This window comes from Sphingomonas sp. PAMC 26617, from assembly GCF_000242835.1.
In the GTDB taxonomy this organism is placed as follows: domain Bacteria; phylum Pseudomonadota; class Alphaproteobacteria; order Sphingomonadales; family Sphingomonadaceae; genus Sphingomonas.
Genome location: NZ_JH594425.1, coordinates 4,090,625 through 4,105,187 on the forward strand (window position 1 = coordinate 4,090,625; position 14,563 = coordinate 4,105,187).

Consider the following 14,563-nt stretch of genomic DNA (forward strand, 5'->3'; position numbering starts at 1 on the left):
CCGCCTCAATAAACGTTGACGCTTACGCGTCGACGTCAACTCGTTGCGGCGTCGCGTGGGCGTTAACCCGCTCGATCACCTTCCACGTCTTCAGCTTGGAAATCGGTGCGGTCTCTTCGATCCGCACGATCTCGCCGAGCTTGAACTCGTTGCCCTCGTCGTGGGCGTGGTACTTTTTGGTCCGACGAATGATCTTGCCGTAGAGCGCATGCTTGACCTTGCGCTCCACGTTCACGACCACCGTCTTGTCGCCCTTGTCGGAGACGATCAGCCCCGTCAGCACGCGCTTTGGCATGTCTAAATCCTTACTTTGCCGCAGTGTCGCGCGAACGCGCGGTCTGCAGGGTCTTGATGCGAGCGATGTCGCGACGGACTTCACGAACCCGGCTCGGCTTTTCGAGCTGGTTGGTCGCAGCCTGGAAACGGAGGTTGAACGCCTCGCGCTTTAGGTTGCCGAGTTCTTCACCCAGCTGGTCCTCGGACTTCGCCTTGAGGTCGTCGATGCGGGCCATCTTATGCAACTCCCAGATGCGAGGTGTCGCCGAGACGGGCAACGACCTTCACCTTGATCGGCAGCTTCATCGCTGCGCGGCTGAACGCCATAGCGGCAATGTCACCCGGAACGCCATCCAGTTCGAACAGGATGCGGCCCGGCTTGACGCGGGCTGCCCAATATTCCGGCGAACCCTTGCCCTTACCCATGCGGACTTCGGCAGGCTTGCCCGAGACGGGAACGTCCGGGAAAACGCGGATCCACAAACGGCCCTGGCGCTTGATGTGACGCGTGATCGCGCGGCGAGCCGCCTCGATCTGGCGTGCGGTGAGACGATCCGGCTCCATCGCCTTCAGGCCATACGACCCGAAGTTGAGCGTGGTGCCACCCTTGGCGTCGCCATGGATGCGGCCCTTGAAGGCCTTGCGGAACTTGGTCTTTTTCGGTTGCAGCATGATCTATTCCTTAGCGGCGCGGATCAGGCCGGACGCCGGAAGTCTGCGCTTCCATCATCAGCCGGTCGGTCGCCATCGGGTCATGACCCAGGATTTCGCCCTTGAAGATCCAGACCTTCACGCCGCACACGCCATATGCGGTGTGTGCCTGCGCTTCGGCGTAATCAACGTTTGCGCGCAGCGTGTGGAGCGGAACGCGACCTTCGCGATACCATTCCGACCGTGCGATCTCGGCGCCGCCAAGACGGCCACCGCAGTTGATCCGGATGCCTTCGGCACCGAGACGCATCGCCGACTGAACAGCACGCTTCATGGCGCGACGGAAAGCGATACGACGCTCGAGCTGATCGGCAATGCCCTGGGCGACGAGCTTGCTGTCGACTTCCGGCTTGCGGATCTCGACGATGTTCAGGCTGACATCCGAAGACGTCATCGCACCGAGGGTGCGACGCAGCTTCTCGATGTCCGCACCCTTCTTGCCGATGATCACGCCGGGGCGTGCGGCAAAGATCGAAACGCGGCACAGCTTGGCCGGACGGTCGATCACCACCTTGGAGATCGCGGCCTGCGGCAGCGTCTTCATGATGTAGGTGCGCATCTTAAGGTCTTCGAGGAGAAGACGACCGTAGTCGGCGCCTTCGGCGTACCAACGGCTGTCCCAGGTGCGGTTGATCTGCAGGCGCAGACCGATCGGGTTCGATTTCTGACCCATTATGCTTCTTCCTGCTCGCGCACGACGATGCGCAGACGGCTGAACGGCTTGAGGATGCGCGTCGACTTGCCGCGACCGCGGGTCGCGAAACGCTTCATCACGATCGACTTGCCGACCGAAGCCTCTGCGACGACGAGGGCGTCGACGTCGAGGTTATGGTTGTTCTCGGCGTTGGCGATGGCCGAAGCCAGCACCTTGCGCGCGTCGACGGCCATACCCTTGGTCGAGAACTGCAGGATGTTCATCGCATCGCCGACCTTCTTGCCGCGGATGAGCGCTGCAACCAGACCGAGCTTCTGCGCCGAACCACGAATCTGCGTGCCGACCGACAGCGCCTCGTTGTCCGCCACGCGGCGGGGAGCTTTTGCCTTAGACATTAGCGCTTGCCCTTCTTGTCCGCGGCATGGCCGGGGAAATAGCGGGTGGGCGCGAACTCGCCGAGCTTCATGCCCACCATGTCCTCGTTGACCGAAACCGGCACGAATTTGCGACCGTTATAGACGCTGAACGTGAGGCCGACGAACTGCGGCAGGATGGTCGAGCGGCGCGACCAGGTCTTGATCGCACCACGCGCGTTGGTTTCCTGCGCGGTTTCTGCCTTCTTCAGCAGATGGAGATCCACGAAGGGACCCTTCCAGACTGAGCGAGCCATCTTAGCCCTTCCTCTTCGTCGAATGACGCGAACGGATGATCATCTTATCCGTCGACTTGTTATGACGGGTGCGCGCACCCTTCGTCGGCTTGCCCCACGGCGTGACCGGATGACGGCCACCCGAGGTGCGGCCTTCACCACCGCCGTGCGGATGGTCGACCGGGTTCTTGGCGACACCACGCGTCAGCGGGCGGATGCCCAACCAGCGGTTACGACCGGCCTTCGCCAAGTTGGTGTTGCCATTGTCCGGGTTCGACACCGCACCGACCGTCGCCATGCAATTGGCGTGGAGGTAGCGCTGCTCGCCCGAGTTGAGACGGACCATGACCATGCCCTTGTCGCGACCGACGACCTGCACGTACGTGCCTGCCGACCGTGCGAGCTGACCGCCCTTGCCCGGCTTCATCTCGACGTTGTGGACGATCGTGCCAACCGGCATCTGGCCCAGTTCCATCGCATTGCCCGGCTTAACGTCGGTCTTCTTGTCGGCGATGACCTTGTCACCAACCGCAAGGCGCTGCGGCGCGATGATGTACGCAACGTTTTCCTTGCCATCAGCGGTCTGACCATAATTGATCAGCGCGATGAACGCGGTCCGGTTGGGATCATACTCGATCCGCTCGACCACGCCATCGACGCCCCAGTTACGGCGCTTGAAGTCGATGATGCGGTAGCGCTGCTTGTGACCGCCGGCGATGCCGCGCGAGGTCACATGCCCCTTGTTGTTGCGCCCACCGGTCTTGCGCTTGCCTTCGGTCAGCGCCTTGACGGGGCCGCCCTTGTGCAACGCCGAACGGTCGACGAGGATGAGCCCGCGTTGGCCGGGGCTGGTCGGATTATAATGCTTCAGTGCCATCGGATCAGATCCCCGTCGTCACGTCGATGGACTGACCGTCCTTCAACGTCACGATCGCCTTCTTGATGTCGGAGCGCTTGTAAGGAGCACCCTTCCACTTCTTGGTCTTGCCCTTCTGGACGATCGTGTTGACCCCCAGAACGGTCACGTCGAACAATGCCTCAATCGCAGCCTTGATCTGCGGCTTCGTGGCTTCGTTGGTGACCTTGAACACGACCGCGTTATGCTCGCTGAGCAACGTGGCCTTCTCGGTGATGTGCGGTGCGACGATCACGTCATAATGACGCGCGTCGATCGCTGCTTTCTGCTTAGCCATTGAAGCGCGCCTCCAGCTTCTCGACGGCAGCGCGGGTCAGGACCAGCGTGTCGTGCTTCAGGATGTCGTACACATTGGCGCCCGCAGCCGGCATCACGTTGATCGTGTGCAGGTTGCCCGCGGCCAGTGCGAAGCTCGTGTCGACCATGTCGCCGTCGATCACGAGTGCGGTCTTGCCCGCACCGATGTTCGACCAGCTGCCGATGAGCGTCTTGGTCTTGTTCGCCTCGACAGCGAGGCTGTCCATGACGACCAGCGTGCCAGCCTGCGCATGGCTCGAAAGCGCCATCTTCAGACCAAGCGCACGAACCTTCTTGTTCAGGCCAGGGTTGAAGTCGCGGGTCCGCTGACCGTGCGCCTTACCACCACCGACGAAGATCGGCGCGCGGCGATCGCCGTGACGCGCCGTACCGCCGCCCTTCTGGCGACCGAACTTCTTGCCGGTGCGAGCAACGTCGGAACGCTCGCGCGTGCCGCTTGCGGTCGCACGACGCTTCTCGAGCTGCCAGGTGACGACGCGGTGCAGAATGTCGGCGCGCGGATCGAGGCCGAAGACCTCATCGTTGAGCTCGACTTCCGTGCCGGCTGCGCCGTCGAAAGACTGAGAGGTAACCTTCATGATCAGCCCTCCTGGCCGTCGGTCGCATCCACGGTCGCGACGTCGGAAGGCGTCTCGGCGGGAGCGGTGTCGTTGTTATTGGCGACCTGGCGGAGACCGGCGGGGTACGGCGCATCAGCGTGACGCGTGACCTTGACCGAATCCTTGACGAGCAGCCAGCCACCCTTCGAGCCAGGGACCGAACCCTTGACGAAGATGAGGCCGCGCTCGACGTCGGTCGATACGATTTCGAGGTTCTGCTGGGTGCGGTTCTTGTTGCCCATCTGCCCGGCCATCTTCTTGTTCTTGAAGACCTTGCCCGGATCCTGGCGCTGACCGGTCGAACCGAGCGAACGGTGCGAGACCGAAACGCCGTGAGTTGCCCGAAGACCGCCGAAGCCCCAACGCTTCATGCCGCCCTGGAAGCCCTTACCCTGGGTCACGCCCTGGATATCGACGATCTGGCCGGAGACATAGTGATCTGCCGAGATGGTTGCGCCGACTTCGAGGACTGCATCCTCGGCGACGCGGAATTCGGCGAGCTTCGCCTTGGGCTCGACTTCGGCCTTGCCGAAGTGGCCACGCTGCGGCTTGGCGACATTCTTCGCCTTCGCAACGCCGGCACCAAGCTGCACAGCAACATATCCATCACGGTCGGCCTCGCGAACGGCCACCACCTGCAGATTTTCCAGTGCCAGGACGGTGACGGGCACGTGGCGCCCATCGTCCTGGAACAAGCGGGTCATCCCCAACTTTTTCGCGATCACGCCAGTGCGCATGACCAATGCTCCAATCAGTGCAGAGGCACATCCCGGACCATTCCGAAACATGCGTGCTGGCCCCGACCAAGGCGTATCGCCTCGATCGGAACCGGTTCAGCCCAAATTCTTTTATACTGCTGCCCCGACCCGGGCTGGTGCCCCCGCCATGGCGGGAAACGTGTCGGGGGACGCAGACCCAGCCGAAGCTGGCGGTATCCCTATCAGGTCCGTTTTAGCGGACCGAATCTCTTGCGAAGCGCCGCTATTAGGCGAGCTTGATCTCGACGTCAACGCCTGCGGCGAGGTCGAGCTTCATCAGCGCATCGACCGTCTGCGGGGTCGGCTGAACGATGTCGAGCATGCGCTTGTAGGTGCGGACCTCGAACTGCTCACGCGACTTCTTGTCGATGTGCGGGCCGCGGTTGACCGTGAACTTCTCGATGCGCGTCGGCAAAGGAATGGGGCCACGGATGAGAGCGCCAGTGCGGCGCGCGGTGTCGGCGATGTCGCCGGTCGCCTGATCGAGCACACGGTGATCGAACGCCTTCAGACGGATGCGGATATTGCTGTCCATAGTCCCTACCAATGCGAAAGAGCGGGCCCGTTACCGGGCGCTAGTTAGTTCTTTTTAAAAACCGGAGGCGGGCCACTACACGGCCCTCCACAAAAAGGCAACCGCCCGCGCCTCGATTTGAGGCGCGGGCGGCAGCTTTTTTAAAAAAGACGGTTAGGTATTACTTGGCGATCGCGCTGACGATGCCCGAGCCGACCGTACGGCCACCTTCACGGATCGTGAAGCGCTGGCCAACGTCCATGGCGATCGGTGCGATCAGCTTGACGCCGAGCGCAACGTTGTCGCCGGGCATGACCATCTCGGTGCCCTCAGGCAGCTCGACCGTGCCGGTGACGTCCGTGGTGCGGAAGTAGAACTGCGGGCGGTAGTTGGCGAAGAACGGCGTGTGACGGCCACCCTCGTCCTTCGACAGCACGTACACTTCCGACTGGAAGTCGGTGTGCGGCGTGATCGAACCCGGTTTTGCCAGAACCTGGCCACGCTCGACTTCTTCACGACCGACGCCGCGGATCAGCGCGCCGATGTTGTCGCCTGCCTGGCCCTGGTCGAGCAGCTTGCGGAACATCTCGACGCCCGTGACGGTCGTCTTGCGGACTGCCGGGTGAATACCGACGATCTCGACTTCCTCACCAACCTTGACGATGCCGGTTTCGACGCGGCCGGTGACAACCGTACCACGACCCGAGATCGAGAAAACGTCCTCGATCGGCATCATGAACGGCTTGTCGAGCGGACGCTCGGGCTGCGGCAGGTACGTGTCGACCGCTTCCATCAGCTTGAGGACGGCGTCATGGCCGATCTCGGGCGTGACGTCGTTCAGAGCTGCAACAGCCGAACCCTGGATGACCGGGATGTTGTCGCCGTCGAAGTCATACGACGAGAGCAGCTCGCGGATTTCGAGCTCGACGAGCTCGAGGATCTCGGCGTCATCGACCAGATCGACCTTGTTCATGAACACGACCATCGTCGGCACGCCGACCTGGCGTGCGAGCAGGATGTGCTCGCGGGTCTGCGGCATCGGGCCGTCGGTTGCCGAAACGACGAGGATCGCGCCGTCCATCTGTGCCGCGCCGGTGATCATGTTCTTCACATAATCGGCGTGGCCCGGGCAATCGACGTGCGCGTAGTGACGTGCGGTCGTCTCATACTCGACGTGTGCGGTCGAGATCGTGATGCCGCGCTCGCGCTCCTCGGGAGCCTTATCGATGTTGGCATAGCTGGTGAACGTAGCGCCACCGGTCTCGGCGAGCACCTTGGTGATCGCAGCCGTGAGCGACGTCTTGCCATGATCGACATGGCCGATCGTGCCGATGTTGAGATGCGGCTTGTTCCGCTCGAACTTTGCTTTCGCCATGATTTCCTACCTTATTGATCGTTTTCGGTTCGCCCGGAGCGCTACGCGAAGCGCGCCCCATAGCGAGAGTTTTTGGGTAACGCCAGCCCTGACGCCCATCGAGGGCGTCAGGTTTGTCGCCTTAGGCCAGCTTCGCCTTCACTTCGTCGGCAACGTTCGCCGGAACTTCCTCGTAATGCGAGAACTGCATCGAGTAGTTCGCACGACCCTGCGTGAACGAGCGCAGCGCGTTCACGTAGCCGAACATGTTTGCCAGCGGAACCATCGCGTCCACCGACTGCGCGTTGCCGCGCGTATCGGTGCCCTGGATCTGGCCACGGCGGCTGTTCATGTCGCCGATCACGTCACCGAGATAATCCTCGGGCGTCACGACCTCGACCTTCATGATCGGCTCGAGCAGCTTGATCCCGGCCTTCTGCGCGACTTCACGCATTGCGCCACGAGCACAGATTTCGAACGCCAGCGCCGACGAGTCGACGTCATGGTAGGCGCCGTCATAGACGAGGATCTCGAAGTCGATGATCGGGAAGCCGACCAGCGAACCGGTAGCAGCCGTCTCGCGGAAGCCCTTTTCGATCGCCGGGATATATTCCTTCGGAATGTTACCGCCCTTGATCTCATCCTTGAAGATGATGCCCGAACCGCGCTCGCCCGGCGTGACCTTGACCTTCACGCGACCGAACTGGCCGGTACCACCCGACTGCTTCTTGTGGGTATAATCCACATCGACCGGCTTGCCGAGATATTCGCGGTAAGCCACCTGCGGCGCGCCGACATTGGCCTCGACCTTGAACTCACGCTTCATGCGATCGACCAGGATCTCGAGATGGAGCTCGCCCATGCCCTTGATGATGGTCTGGCCCGATTCGGAGTCCGACGAAACGCGGAACGATGGATCCTCGCGTGCAAGACGATTGAGCGCGACGCCCATCTTCTCCTGGTCGGCCTTCGTCTTCGGCTCGACCGAGAGCTCGATCACGGGCTCGGGGAATTCCATCCGCTCCAGGATGATCGGAGCGTTCATCGCGCAGAGCGTGTCGCCCGTCGTCGTGTCCTTGAGGCCTGCGAGAGCGACGATGTCGCCCGCGTATGCGATCTGGATGTCCTCACGCTCGTTCGCATGCATCAGCAGCATGCGACCGACCTTTTCCTTCTTGTCCTTGACCGAGTTCGTGACCTGCGACGCGGTCTCGAGCTTGCCCGAGTAGATACGTGCGAAGGTCAGCGTTCCCACGAACGGATCGTTCATGATCTTGAACGCCAGCGCCGAGAACGGTGCCTCGTCCGACGAAGGACGCTCGTCGACCGTCGTACCGTCGAGCTTGAGGCCCTGGATCGCCGGAACGTCGAGCGGCGAAGGGAGATAGTCGACGACGGCGTCAAGCAGGGGCTGGACGCCCTTGTTCTTGAACGCCGAACCGCAAACCACCGGCACGAACGAGAAGTTGAGCGTGCCCTTGCGGATCAGCTTCTTCAGGTCAGCCGTGCTCGGCTCGTTGCCCTCGAGATACGCTTCCATGAGCGCGTCGTCCTGCTCGACTGCCATCTCGATCAGGTCGCTGCGATACTTCGCTGCCTTCTCGACGAGATCCTCGGGGATCTCGGCATATTCGAACTTCGCGCCGAGGCTCTCTTCGAGCCAGATGATCGCGCGGTTCTCGACGAGATCGACGAGACCCTTGAAGCCGCCTTCCATGCCGATCGGGAGATACAGCACAGCGGGACGCGCACCCAGACGATCGATGATCGACTGAACGCAGAAATAGAAATCAGCACCGGTCCGGTCGAGCTTGTTGACGAAGCACATCCGCGGAACCTTGTACTTCTCAGCCTGACGCCACACCGTCTCGGACTGCGGCTCAACGCCGGCAACGCCATCGAAACAGGCGACCGCACCGTCGAGCACGCGCAGCGAACGCTCGACTTCAATCGTGAAGTCGACGTGGCCGGGGGTATCGATGATGTTGATCAGGTGCTCTTCGCCCTTGCCTTCTTCGGCGCGCCATTTGCACGTCGTAGCGGCGGACGTGATCGTGATCCCGCGCTCCTGCTCCTGCTCCATCCAATCCATCGTCGCGGTGCCTTCATGCACTTCGCCGATCTTGTAGGACTTGCCGGTGTAATAGAGGATGCGCTCGGTCGTCGTCGTCTTGCCGGCGTCGATATGCGCCATGATGCCGATGTTGCGATAGCGGTCGAGCGGATGGCTGCGGGCCATGTCAGTGCTTCCTTAAGGATATGGGGAGCCAGCGAAACCGGCTCCCCAATATATAGGTGTTAGTTCTGTCGGCGAAAAGCCGCCGTCGGAACGATTACCAGCGATAATGCGAGAAGGCGCGGTTGGCTTCGGCCATACGATGCGTGTCTTCACGCTTCTTGACCGCGTTGCCGCGATTGTTCGCCGCATCCATCAGCTCACCCGACAGGCGTGCCGACATGGTGTTCTCGCTGCGCGCACGAGCGGCAGTGATCAACCAGCGAATCGCCAGGGCCTGGGCACGCTCGGGGCGAACCTCGACCGGGACCTGATAGGTCGCACCACCGACGCGGCGGCTGCGAACTTCGATGCCGGGCTTCACGTTGGTCAGCGCATCATGAAAGACCGCGATCGGGTCCTTCTTGGCGCGCGTCTCGACGGTTGCGAGCGCACCGTACACGATCAGCTCCGCGACCGACTTCTTGCCGTCGAGCATCACGCTGTTCATGAACTTGGAGAGAACCTCGTCCCCATACTGGGGATCCGGAAGAATGACCCGCTTTTCGGGCCGACGACGACGTGCCATATCAAAAACCTTTTCTAACTTCAGCCATAAGATGGTCGGCTATGAGAGCCGACCGGCTTACTTCGGACGCTTGGCGCCGTACTTCGAACGGGACTGGCGACGATCCTTGACACCCTGTGTATCGAGGACACCGCGCAGGACATGGTACCGCACGCCGGGAAGATCGCGAACGCGACCGCCGCGGATCAGCACGACCGAGTGCTCCTGCAGGTTGTGGCCCTCACCCGGAATGTAGCTGATGACTTCGCGCTGGTTGGTCAGGCGAACCTTGGCCACCTTGCGCAGAGCCGAGTTCGGCTTCTTCGGGGTCGTCGTGTAGACGCGGGTGCAAACGCCACGCTTCTGCGGGTTTGCTTCCATCGCAGGGACCTTGGACTTGGCCTTCTGCGGATCGCGGCCCTTGCGGACCAGCTGGTTGATTGTCGGCATTGAATCTCTTCACCTTGGATCGATGGTTACTTTGCTGGAGCCATCACGCCCCCCGAGAACAAATTTCGGGAATACAAAAAGGACCGTCAGGGACATTCGCCCCCCGGGTCCTGGAATGCATCCAGCAATGTTCAAGCACTGTCCCGCAGGAAAACCTTCGGTCGAGCGGAGGTGCGCATACAGCGAGACGCGGATCGGGTCAACCGAGTCGCGCATTTCCCGCGTTGTGCAGCATCTTGCAGAAACGGTGCCGCCGGTTGCGATCGCCTGCAAAAAGGGCGGGGAGTGTCGCCACTCCCCGCCCCCTTCTTACTTTCTTCGACCGGAGTCTTAGAAGTGCGTGATCACGCCGAGCATCGGACGGACGCTGTGGAAATCGCCGAACGTGTTGACTTCTGCACGGATACGGAAGCCGGCGTTGCCGGTGATGCCCTGAAGGCCGATGTCCTTGGGGCCGAACTCGGTGCCGATCCCGTAGGTGATGCCGTCATGCTTCTTGTCGTTGCGGTTGCCGCTGACGAAGGTCGAATAGTGATCGAAGTCGATCCACTGGTAGCCGACCTTGCCGTAGAACATGCCGCTGTCACCAGCGCGGATGCCGAAACGGCCTGCTGCGCCATATTCCCAGTTGATGTTGCCGGAAACGCCCTTTGCGACGTTACCTTCTGCACCAACGAAGACCGGGCCGAGCGGAACGTTGAAGCCGACGACGCCCTGCACCAGCGCGCCCGACAGGCGGTAGTTGTTGCGCAGCGTGCCGTTCGAGTTGATCGCCTGCGGGATACCATGGTTCGGTTCGTTGTCGAACTGCTCCCAGCCGCCCATGACGCCGACGTAAGGCTCGATGCCGAATGCACGGCTGCCGTCGGGTGCGCGCGGGCCGGTGTCGGCGGGTGCGGCTGCATCGACCGGCGCTGCTGCGTCGACGGGGGCGGGTGCTGCCGGTGCCATGTCCTGCGCGAACGCGGGAGCGGCGACAAACGCCAGTGCAGCGGCGGCGATTTTCAGAGTACGCATAAATGATGACCTATAGTTGTGGCTGTTAAGGCGCGCCGGCTCTCTAGCGGTGCTCCGACCGCGACTGAACAAGGATCGTCGTCGGATGTTGCATTGCGGTGCGAAAAAAGGTCCGCCCTTCCGAAGTGTCGCATTTCTGCAACGCTTTCTTGCTGTAAGATGAATGATTTGAGCGGTGCATGGCAATTCTGACGGCTTGCACATGGGGGCAATAATGGAAATCCGGGGTCCGCCACGAGTCGCGCAAGCCGGCCTCGGGGTGCACAAACGCCGGTCGCTTCGGGCGTAAGGGTGCGATACAGGACAGCGGTGACATATGATCTCCTCATCGTCGGCGGCGGTATCAACGGCTGCGCGATCGCGCGCGAAGCGAGCCTGCTCGGCCTCACGGTCCTGCTGGTGGAACGCGACGACCTCGCGGCGCACACCTCGTCGGCTTCGACCAAGCTGATCCACGGCGGATTGCGCTATCTCGAATATTACGAGTTCAAGCTCGTCGCCGAAGCGCTGCGTGAACGCGAGCGGCTGGTGAAGGCGGCACCGCACATCATCCACCCGCTGCGCTTCGTGCTCCCGCACGAGAATGCCGTGCGGCCGTGGTGGATGGTGCGGCTCGGGCTGTATCTCTACGACTTCCTGGGCGGCAAGATGACGCTCGCGCGATCGCGCGGCCTGCGCAAGAACGACTCCGCGTTCACCGCACCGCTCAAGGTGGCGTCGAAGGGCTTCGTCTATTCGGACGCATTCGTCGACGATTCACGCCTTACCGTCCTCAACGCGATGGATGCCGCGGCAAATGGCGGGGACGTGCGCGTCGGGGTCGCACTCGAGTCGGCGCGACGCGAGGGTGAGGTGTGGCAGGCGCATCTGTCCGACGGCAGCAGCGTCCGCGCACGCGCGATGGTCAATGCGGCGGGTCCGTGGGTGGCGCAACTGCTCGGGCGGCTGGGCGTCAACGCCGCGTCGGGCGTGCGACTGGTCAAGGGCAGCCATATCGTCGTGCCCCGGCTGTATGAAGGCGACCACGCCTATATCCTCCAGCAGCCCGACCGCCGTATCGTCTTCGCCATCCCCTATCAGGACGGCTTTACCGAAATCGGCACGACCGACGTCCCGGTCGACGCGCCCGAGGACGCGGTGATCGACGAGAACGAAATCGCCTATCTCTGCGCGGCGGCGAACCGGCATTTCGCCCAGCAGATCGCGCCCGACGACGTCACCTCGACCTGGTCCGGGGTCCGCCCGCTCTACGACGACGGCGCGAGCGAGGCGAAGGCGGTGACGCGCGATTACGTGCTCGAGCTCGACACCAACGGCCCTGCGCTGCTGTCGATCTTCGGCGGCAAGATCACCACCGCACGGCATCTGGCGGAGGAAGCGCTCGGCAAGCTTGCGGGACCGTTGGGATTTTCCGCACACCCGGTGACGCGTGCGCGGGTGTTCCCCGGCGGGGCGATCACCGAATTCCGGCAGTTCCTCGATCAGGTCCGCGCGACCTGGCCGTTCCTCGGCATGGCACGATCCGAGCGGATGGCGCACGCCTACGGTTCGATGCTTGCCGAAATGCTGCGCGACATCAAAAGCGCGGAGGATCTCGGGGCCGAGCTTGGCGGAGGCCTCACCGAAGTCGAGGCGCGCTGGCTGCGGACGCGGGAATGGGCACGGACGGCAGACGACGTGCTGTTGCGGCGCTCGAAGATCGGGCTGCACCTGAGCGCGGCGGAGCGCGCGGCGTTCGTCGCGGCGTGGGACGCGCTGGCGTAGCGCGTCTTTCGAACGGGAGCGGCCCTCCCCCTTCCCTTAGCACTTCCCCGGCGAAGGCCGGGGCCCAGTCGAGATGGCCGAAGTAACAAGGCGCAGCCGCTCGCATTCTCCGGTTTCACTCCTGGGCCCCGGCCTTCGCCGGGGAAGCGATTCTCCCACGCACAACTTGCGTTAAGACATCCCCGACTGGCGCGCGCCCCGGCGACCCCATAAGGCTCCACCTCTATGACGACAGCCGCGCCCGACCGCATCCTCGCCGCGATCGGTCTGCGGCTTCTGTCCGTCGTCCTGTTCGCGATGATGAACGTCGTGATCAAACTGTCCGAACAGCATGGCGCGGCGCTCGGGGAGATCCTATTCTTCCGGCAACTCGGCGCGTCCGTCCTGATCAGCAGCATCATACTGTCCGGCCCCGGCTGGCGGTCGGTCGGCACGAAGAAGATCGGCACGCATATTTCGCGCGCGATCCTCGGGCTGACCGCGATGGCGTTTACCTTCACGACGATCGTCACACTCCCGCTGGCCGAGGCGACGACGCTTGGTTTTACCGTACCGATCTTCGCGACGATCCTAGGGAGCGTGATCCTGCGGGAGCCGACCGGGTGGCACCGCTGGGGCGCGGTGATCGCCGGGTTCGCAGGCGTGCTGATCGTTGCGCAGCCGGGCGGCGAGCATTTCCCGCTGTGGGGCGCGGCAACCGGACTGCTCGGCGCGTTCGGAACCGCGTCGGTGACGATCCTGCTCCGGCAGATCACCCGGACCGAGTCCGCGCTGACGACGGTGTTCTGGTTCTCGACGCTATCACTGCTGCCGCTCGGCGTGGTGTATGCCGTGGTGGCACGTAGCCATCCGCTCGAAGTCTGGGTCTTGCTCGCGGTGGTCGGGCTGATCGGCGGACTTGCGCAGCTTGCGATGACCGGGGCGCTCGGGCTCGGGCCGGTGTCGGTGGTGGTGCCGATGGACTATTCATCGCTGCTGTGGGCGACGTTGTTCGGCTGGCTGATCTTCGGCACGCTGCCCAGCGCGGCGTTGTGGGTCGGCGCGCCGGTGATCGTCGCAAGCGGCCTTTACATCCTGTGGCGCGAACGGGTCCGGCATATCAACCGGGCGCTGGAAGAGGTGCAATAGTGGGCAAAAGCCACGTAGTATCCCTGTAGACCGCCCGGCGGACTTACCCCGCCCGGAAAACCAGCAGAAGATTATTCGCGGGCATCTCGACCCGTCGATCCAGCGCGAAACCATGCCCCGCGGCAACCTGCTCGACCGATTCGACCTGCCGCAATCCCCAGCGCGGGTCGCGCAAGCGCAAGGATTCGTCGAACGCAATGTTGCTCGGCGCAGTCGGGACGTCGGTCTGCAAGAACGGCCCGTACAGGATCAGCGGCGCGCCCGCTGCCAGCACCCGCGCCGCCCCCGCGAGCAGCCCCAGCGTCGCGCTCCACGCGCTGATGTGGACCATGTTGATGCACAGCACCGCATCCGCCCGGTCCACCGCCCAGTCCGCCACGCCCGCATCGAGATCGAGCGGCGGCGCGACGTTGACGATCCCGTCGCACCACGCCGCGATCGACACGCGCGCGGCGGGATCGGGGTCGCTCGGCTGCCACTCGGTCGCGGGAAATTCTTCCGCGAAATAGGCGACATGCTCGCCCGATCCGCTTGCCACTTCGAGCACTGTCCCCGCGAACGGGAGCACCTCGCGCAGCACGTCCGCGATCGCCATGCGATTGCGCAGCGTGGCCGGCGCGTGGCGGCGGGTGTCCCCCTCCGCCTCGCCCGGGATCCACGGGGTGGTCACG

Annotated in this window: 19 protein-coding genes; 2 read left to right on the forward strand and 17 right to left on the reverse strand. The window is 63.1% G+C overall.

Annotation, left to right across the window (positions count from 1 at the left end; all coding sequences use genetic code 11):
- Positions 1-22: 22 nt before the first annotated feature.
- The 16 genes from rpsQ to RH91_RS18300 form a co-directional block, all read right to left on the reverse strand.
- Positions 23-295, reverse strand: a complete 273-nt coding sequence (rpsQ, locus tag RH91_RS18225) for a 30S ribosomal protein S17 (protein ID WP_010164576.1) — start codon at positions 293-295, stop codon at positions 23-25.
- A gap of 10 nt (positions 296-305) precedes the next feature.
- A complete protein-coding gene (gene rpmC, locus RH91_RS18230) occupies positions 306-512 on the reverse strand; it encodes a 50S ribosomal protein L29 (RefSeq protein ID WP_010164578.1) in 207 nt (68 codons plus the stop codon).
- Position 513: 1 nt separating this feature from the next.
- Positions 514-948 carry a 50S ribosomal protein L16 gene (gene rplP / locus RH91_RS18235; protein WP_010164579.1) on the reverse strand — a complete coding sequence of 145 codons (435 nt, stop codon included), beginning with the start codon at positions 946-948 and terminating at the stop codon, positions 514-516.
- A 10-nt stretch (positions 949-958) separates the two neighbouring features.
- Positions 959-1,660: a 30S ribosomal protein S3 gene (rpsC, locus tag RH91_RS18240; protein WP_010164580.1), complete on the reverse strand. Its 702-nt coding sequence runs from the start codon at positions 1,658-1,660 to the stop codon at positions 959-961.
- Positions 1,660-2,037 carry a 50S ribosomal protein L22 gene (gene rplV, locus RH91_RS18245; protein WP_010164581.1) on the reverse strand — a complete coding sequence of 126 codons (378 nt, stop codon included), beginning with the start codon at positions 2,035-2,037 and terminating at the stop codon, positions 1,660-1,662. Before rplV ends, rpsC begins: the two co-directional genes overlap by 1 nt.
- Positions 2,037-2,312, reverse strand: coding sequence for a 30S ribosomal protein S19 (gene rpsS, locus RH91_RS18250; RefSeq protein WP_010164582.1), 276 nt, complete (start codon positions 2,310-2,312; stop codon positions 2,037-2,039). Before rpsS ends, rplV begins: the two co-directional genes overlap by 1 nt.
- Before the next feature lies 1 nt (position 2,313).
- Positions 2,314-3,168: a 50S ribosomal protein L2 gene (rplB, locus tag RH91_RS18255; protein ID WP_010164583.1), complete on the reverse strand. Its 855-nt coding sequence runs from the start codon at positions 3,166-3,168 to the stop codon at positions 2,314-2,316.
- Positions 3,169-3,172: 4 nt separating this feature from the next.
- Positions 3,173-3,484, reverse strand: coding sequence for a 50S ribosomal protein L23 (locus RH91_RS18260; RefSeq protein ID WP_010164584.1), 312 nt, complete (start codon positions 3,482-3,484; stop codon positions 3,173-3,175).
- Positions 3,477-4,103 carry a 50S ribosomal protein L4 gene (gene rplD / locus RH91_RS18265; protein ID WP_010164586.1) on the reverse strand — a complete coding sequence of 209 codons (627 nt, stop codon included), beginning with the start codon at positions 4,101-4,103 and terminating at the stop codon, positions 3,477-3,479. Before rplD ends, RH91_RS18260 begins: the two co-directional genes overlap by 8 nt.
- A 2-nt stretch (positions 4,104-4,105) precedes the next feature.
- On the reverse strand, positions 4,106-4,861 hold the full coding sequence (gene rplC / locus RH91_RS18270; protein WP_010164588.1) for a 50S ribosomal protein L3: 756 nt from the start codon (positions 4,859-4,861) through the stop codon (positions 4,106-4,108).
- Positions 4,862-5,108: 247 nt separating this feature from the next.
- Positions 5,109-5,417, reverse strand: a complete 309-nt coding sequence (gene rpsJ / locus RH91_RS18275) for a 30S ribosomal protein S10 (RefSeq protein ID WP_007406109.1) — start codon at positions 5,415-5,417, stop codon at positions 5,109-5,111.
- 160 nt (positions 5,418-5,577) lie between these two features.
- A complete protein-coding gene (gene tuf / locus RH91_RS18280) occupies positions 5,578-6,771 on the reverse strand; it encodes an elongation factor Tu (RefSeq protein WP_010164590.1) in 1,194 nt (397 codons plus the stop codon).
- Positions 6,772-6,892: 121 nt separating this feature from the next.
- Positions 6,893-8,989, reverse strand: coding sequence for an elongation factor G (gene fusA / locus RH91_RS18285; protein WP_010164591.1), 2,097 nt, complete (start codon positions 8,987-8,989; stop codon positions 6,893-6,895).
- Between the two features lie 94 nt (positions 8,990-9,083).
- Complete coding sequence (gene rpsG, locus RH91_RS18290) at positions 9,084-9,554, reverse strand: 30S ribosomal protein S7 (RefSeq protein ID WP_010164592.1); 471 nt, start codon at positions 9,552-9,554, stop codon at positions 9,084-9,086.
- Between the two features lie 57 nt (positions 9,555-9,611).
- Positions 9,612-9,983: a 30S ribosomal protein S12 gene (gene rpsL / locus RH91_RS18295; RefSeq protein WP_010164594.1), complete on the reverse strand. Its 372-nt coding sequence runs from the start codon at positions 9,981-9,983 to the stop codon at positions 9,612-9,614.
- Positions 9,984-10,313: 330 nt separating this feature from the next.
- A complete protein-coding gene (locus RH91_RS18300; protein ID WP_010164595.1) occupies positions 10,314-11,000 on the reverse strand; it encodes an outer membrane protein in 687 nt (228 codons plus the stop codon).
- Between the two features lie 309 nt (positions 11,001-11,309).
- Here RH91_RS18300 and glpD point away from each other — a divergent pair, with 309 nt between their 5' ends.
- Positions 11,310-12,764, forward strand: coding sequence for a glycerol-3-phosphate dehydrogenase (gene glpD / locus RH91_RS18305; protein WP_010164596.1), 1,455 nt, complete (start codon positions 11,310-11,312; stop codon positions 12,762-12,764).
- A gap of 225 nt (positions 12,765-12,989) precedes the next feature.
- Positions 12,990-13,892, forward strand: coding sequence for a DMT family transporter (locus RH91_RS18310; protein WP_010164597.1), 903 nt, complete (start codon positions 12,990-12,992; stop codon positions 13,890-13,892).
- A gap of 43 nt (positions 13,893-13,935) precedes the next feature.
- Here the strand turns inward: RH91_RS18310 and RH91_RS18315 are convergent, their stop codons facing one another.
- Positions 13,936-14,562, reverse strand: coding sequence for a DUF938 domain-containing protein (locus RH91_RS18315; RefSeq protein ID WP_010164598.1), 627 nt, complete (start codon positions 14,560-14,562; stop codon positions 13,936-13,938).
- Position 14,563: the final 1 nt, after the last annotated feature.

Bases quoted from the DNA above. Each gene is read 5' to 3' on its own strand.
- rplV (WP_010164581.1), bottom strand. From the start codon at position 2,037: ATGTCTAAGGCAAAAGCTCCCCGCCGCGTGGCGGACAACGAGGCGCTG.
- RH91_RS18310 (WP_010164597.1), top strand. From the start codon at position 12,990: ATGACGACAGCCGCGCCCGACCGCATCCTCGCCGCGATCGGTCTGCGG.
- fusA (WP_010164591.1), bottom strand. From the start codon at position 8,989: ATGGCCCGCAGCCATCCGCTCGACCGCTATCGCAACATCGGCATCATG.
- rpsJ (WP_007406109.1), bottom strand. From the start codon at position 5,417: ATGGACAGCAATATCCGCATCCGTCTGAAGGCGTTCGATCACCGTGTG.
- rplB (WP_010164583.1), bottom strand. From the start codon at position 3,168: ATGGCACTGAAGCATTATAATCCGACCAGCCCCGGCCAACGCGGGCTC.
- rpsG (WP_010164592.1), bottom strand. From the start codon at position 9,554: ATGGCACGTCGTCGTCGGCCCGAAAAGCGGGTCATTCTTCCGGATCCC.
- RH91_RS18300 (WP_010164595.1), bottom strand. From the start codon at position 11,000: ATGCGTACTCTGAAAATCGCCGCCGCTGCACTGGCGTTTGTCGCCGCT.
- rplP (WP_010164579.1), bottom strand. From the start codon at position 948: ATGCTGCAACCGAAAAAGACCAAGTTCCGCAAGGCCTTCAAGGGCCGC.
- rpsL (WP_010164594.1), bottom strand. From the start codon at position 9,983: ATGCCGACAATCAACCAGCTGGTCCGCAAGGGCCGCGATCCGCAGAAG.
- rpmC (WP_010164578.1), bottom strand. From the start codon at position 512: ATGGCCCGCATCGACGACCTCAAGGCGAAGTCCGAGGACCAGCTGGGT.
- rpsQ (WP_010164576.1), bottom strand. From the start codon at position 295: ATGCCAAAGCGCGTGCTGACGGGGCTGATCGTCTCCGACAAGGGCGAC.
- rpsS (WP_010164582.1), bottom strand. From the start codon at position 2,312: ATGGCTCGCTCAGTCTGGAAGGGTCCCTTCGTGGATCTCCATCTGCTG.
- rpsC (WP_010164580.1), bottom strand. From the start codon at position 1,660: ATGGGTCAGAAATCGAACCCGATCGGTCTGCGCCTGCAGATCAACCGC.
- rplC (WP_010164588.1), bottom strand. From the start codon at position 4,861: ATGCGCACTGGCGTGATCGCGAAAAAGTTGGGGATGACCCGCTTGTTC.
- rplD (WP_010164586.1), bottom strand. From the start codon at position 4,103: ATGAAGGTTACCTCTCAGTCTTTCGACGGCGCAGCCGGCACGGAAGTC.
- RH91_RS18260 (WP_010164584.1), bottom strand. From the start codon at position 3,484: ATGGCTAAGCAGAAAGCAGCGATCGACGCGCGTCATTATGACGTGATC.
- tuf (WP_010164590.1), bottom strand. From the start codon at position 6,771: ATGGCGAAAGCAAAGTTCGAGCGGAACAAGCCGCATCTCAACATCGGC.